The 3,391-nt window shown below is 72.5% G+C and carries 4 protein-coding genes; all 4 read left to right on the top strand.

The features are described 5' to 3' along the window. Positions 1-110: 110 nt before the first annotated feature. The 4 genes from fliP to BSZ37_RS04495 all read left to right on the top strand — a co-directional run bounded on the left by fliP (position 111) and on the right by BSZ37_RS04495 (position 3,378). Positions 111-1,028: a flagellar type III secretion system pore protein FliP gene (gene fliP / locus BSZ37_RS21835; RefSeq protein WP_095509397.1), complete on the top strand. Its 918-nt coding sequence runs from the start codon at positions 111-113 to the stop codon at positions 1,026-1,028. Between the two features lie 25 nt (positions 1,029-1,053). Continuing rightward, the gene (gene fliQ / locus BSZ37_RS04505; RefSeq protein WP_095509396.1) at positions 1,054-1,323 is read left to right on the top strand and encodes a flagellar biosynthesis protein FliQ; all 270 of its coding nucleotides are present in this window, start codon (positions 1,054-1,056) and stop codon (positions 1,321-1,323) included. Between the two features lie 18 nt (positions 1,324-1,341). Then, positions 1,342-2,115, top strand: coding sequence for a flagellar biosynthetic protein FliR (fliR, locus tag BSZ37_RS04500; RefSeq protein WP_095509395.1), 774 nt, complete (start codon positions 1,342-1,344; stop codon positions 2,113-2,115). Positions 2,116-2,307: 192 nt separating this feature from the next. Then, a complete protein-coding gene (locus BSZ37_RS04495; protein WP_095509394.1) occupies positions 2,308-3,378 on the top strand; it encodes an EscU/YscU/HrcU family type III secretion system export apparatus switch protein in 1,071 nt (356 codons plus the stop codon). Positions 3,379-3,391 lie beyond the last annotated feature (13 nt).

Below are 3,391 nucleotides of genomic sequence, written 5' to 3'. Positions count from 1 at the left end.
GCGCCCGGCCGCCCCGCCGAGCCCGCCTTCGTCGAGCCTGGCTCCGCCGCCAGGCCCGCCGGGTCCGGCTGCCGACCGGTCGTGGGGCCTCCACCAGTTCGGGTCCGCTCATGCGTAACGGGCTCACCCTCTTCCTGCTGTTCGTCGCCGTTGGGGCCAGTGCCCAACCGGCGCCCCCGGCGGCACCCCGGACGCTCTCCCCCGAGCAGCTCGAGGTGGCGCAGGAGATCACCGACCAGGCCGTCGCCGACGCCGAGGCGGGCCAGCCCACGCAGCCCCTCGGGCCGGCCGCGCGCGAGGCCGCGCCCGCCGAGAGCGCCCCCGGCCCGGCCCGCCGCGTCGCCCAGGCCCGGCCGGCGACCTCGCCGATCCCCGGCGTCACGCTGACCGACGACGGCGACTACGCCCTCCCGGTCCAGCTCCTGATGCTCCTGACGGTCCTCACGCTGGCGCCGTCGATCCTCATCCTGATGACGAGCTTCACGCGGCTCGTCGTCGTGTTCTCGATCCTCCGGACGGCCATCGGGCTCCAGCAGAGCCCGCCGACGCAGGTCATCATCGGGCTCTCGCTGTTCCTGACGTTCTTCGTCATGAACCCGGTGTTCACCGAGATCGACCAGGCCGCGCTCCGGCCCTACCTCGACGGCCAGCTCGAGCAGGCCGAGGCGCTCGAGATCGCCGCCAAGCCGATCAAGGGGTTCATGCTCCAGCACACCCGCGACAAGGACCTCGTCCAGTTCATGGACCTCGCCGGCCTCCCGTCGGTCGCCCGCCCCACCGACGTCCCGTTCCACGTGCTCGTGCCGGCCTACGTGATCTCGGAACTCCGCGTGGCCTTCCAGATCGGGTTCATGCTGTTCCTCCCGTTCCTCGTGGTGGACCTCATCGTGGCCAGCGTGCTCATGTCGATGGGCATGATGATGCTCCCGCCGGTCATGATCTCGCTCCCGATCAAGCTGCTCCTGTTCGTCCTCACCGACGGCTGGTTCCTCATCGTCGAGTCCCTCGTCCGCGGCTACATGTCGTGACGGCGCCCCGCCGCCCGCCCCCCCGATGACCCCCGAGACCGCCCTCCACTGGACCCAGACCGCGCTCACGACGGCGCTCATGGTCGCCTCGCCGCTCCTCGCCGTCGCGCTGGCGGTCGGCCTCGTCGTCAGCCTGTTCCAGGCCATGACGTCGATCCAGGAGATGACGCTGAGCGTGATCCCGAAGATGCTCGCTGTGGCCGCCGTGCTCCTGCTGCTGGCCCCGTGGATGATCGAGATGATGACGGACTTCTCGGCCGAGGTCTTCCGCGCCATCGCCGACGTCTCCCACTAGCGCGGCCCGCGACGAGGGATGATCGGCACCGACCCCGCCTCGCTGCTCCGCCTCGCGCTCGTGTTCGGGCGCGTGAGCGGCGTGATGGTGGCCGCGCCCGTGTTCAGCCAGAAGGGCGTGCCGGTCCCGCTGAAGGTGCTCCTCAGCGTGCTCCTGAGCGTGATCCTGACCGGGTTCGCGCAGGGCCCTTTGCCGCCGCACGCCGCGCACCCGGTCGGGTTCGTGCTGGCCGTGTCCGTCGAGGTCCTGACCGGCCTGCTCATGGGCTACGCCGTCCGGTTCGTGTTCTGGGCCGTCGACGTGGCCGGCGAGGTCATCGGGTTCCAGATGAGCCTGTCGATGGCCCAGGCCTACGACCCCATGAGCGGGGCGTCGTCGAACCCACTCGGACGGATGGTGACGTGGCTGTTCCTCCTCGTGTTCGTCCTCCTCGACGGGCCGCAGTCGCTCGTGGTGGGGCTGGCGCGGTCGTTCGTGGCCGTCCCGCTCGGCGGGGCCGACCTCGCCGCCGGCGGCCCGCTCCTCCTGTCGTGGACCGGCGGGTTCTTCTCGACGGCGGTCCGCCTAGCGATGCCGTTCATGGTGGCCCTCTTCCTCGTCGACGTGGGGCTCGGCGTGTTCGCCCGCGTGGTCCCGCAGGCCGACCTGTTCTCGATCAGCCTCCCGCTCAAGCTCCTCGCCGGGCTGGCGATCGCCGTCGCGTTCGTCGCCTCGTTCGTCCCGCTCGCCCCGTCGCTGGTGGACGGGGCCTTCGGCGCGCTCGACGCCCTGTTCGGCGCGCTCGCGCCGTAGACGACGCTCCCGACCCGGTCGGCCTCGGCGCCGAGGCGGGCCGGGCGTGGGCGGGCGACGCCGAGGCGGCCGCGGCAGGGTTTTCCGGGCGCTCCCGGGTCTTTCCGCCTGAGGCCCGCGGAATCGGGGCCCGCGCGGCGCCCGGCCCGTGGCACGGACCATGCAAGGGGCGTCGGTCCACCCGCGCGCCCCATGAGCGACGCCCCCGACCGCAGCGACAAGCAGTTCGACCCGACCCCGCGGCGCCTCGAGAAGGCCCGCGAGGACGGGAACGTGTTCCGCTCCCGGGAGCTCGCTTCGGCCGGGCTCCTGGCGGCGGCCACGGCCGTCATCGGGATCGGCGCGCCGGGCGCGCTCGACACGCTCCGCGTCATGACGGCCCGGCTCTACACCGGCGCCCCCTCCGCCGCGCTCACGCCCGGCTCGGTGCCTGGCCTCCTCGCCGACGTCGGGCGCGACATGCTCGTGATCGTCGGCCCGCTGTTCGCCGCGCTCCTCGTCGTCGCCCTCGGGACCAACGTGCTCCAGAGCGGGTGGACGTTCTCGGCCAAGCCGCTCCGCCCGAAGGGCAGCCGGATCTCGCCGGCCGAGGGCGCCAAGCGGCTGTTCTCCACGAAGGGCCTCTTCGAGCTGGGGAAGGCCCTCGCGAAGGTCGTGATCGTGGGGCCGGTGGTGTACCTCGCGCTGAAGGCGTGGCTGCCCGAGATCCTCGTGCTCCACACGGTCCCGCTCGACGTCGCCTTCCGTTCGGCCGGCGGGTGGACGCTCGGGCTCCTCGCCCAGATGCTCCTCGCGCTCCTCCTCCTCTCCGGCGTCGACTACGCCTTCGGGAAGTGGAAGCACACGCAGGACCTCAAGATGACCCACAAGGAGGTCAAGGACGAGGCGAAAGAGTCCGAGGGCGACCCGCACCTGAAGGGGAAGCGGAAGCAGATCGCCCGCGAGCGCGCGCTCGGCCCCCGCCTCGACCACGCCGTGCTCCAGGCCGACGTCGTGGTCACGAACCCGACCCACTACGCCGTCGCCCTCAAGTACGACGCCGCCGAGGGCTTCGCGCCGAAGGTGCTCGTCAAGGGCATGCGGAAGCGGGCGCTCCGGATCAAGGCGCTCGCGGCCGAGCACGGCGTCCCGACCGTCGAGGACGTCCCGCTCGCGCGGGCGCTCCACGCGACGGTCGACGAGGGCGCCTTTATCGACGAGGCGCTCTACGGGGCCGTGGCCGCCGTGCTCGCCGAGGTCTACCGCCAGCGCGACCGCCCCTGATGCCGACGCCCCC

The sequence above is a fragment of the Rubrivirga marina genome (assembly GCF_002283365.1).
Lineage (GTDB): Bacteria > Bacteroidota > Rhodothermia > Rhodothermales > Rubricoccaceae > Rubrivirga > Rubrivirga marina.
The sequence above is the reverse complement of the archived record's forward strand: the minus strand, read 5'-3'. Positions and strand labels throughout refer to the sequence as shown.

Coding starts and splice junctions, on each gene's coding strand:
- fliP (WP_095509397.1), top strand. CDS start 111: ATGCGTAACGGGCTCACCCTCTTCCTGCTGTTCGTCGCCGTTGGGGCC.
- fliQ (WP_095509396.1), top strand. CDS start 1,054: ATGACCCCCGAGACCGCCCTCCACTGGACCCAGACCGCGCTCACGACG.
- fliR (WP_095509395.1), top strand. CDS start 1,342: ATGATCGGCACCGACCCCGCCTCGCTGCTCCGCCTCGCGCTCGTGTTC.
- BSZ37_RS04495 (WP_095509394.1), top strand. CDS start 2,308: ATGAGCGACGCCCCCGACCGCAGCGACAAGCAGTTCGACCCGACCCCG.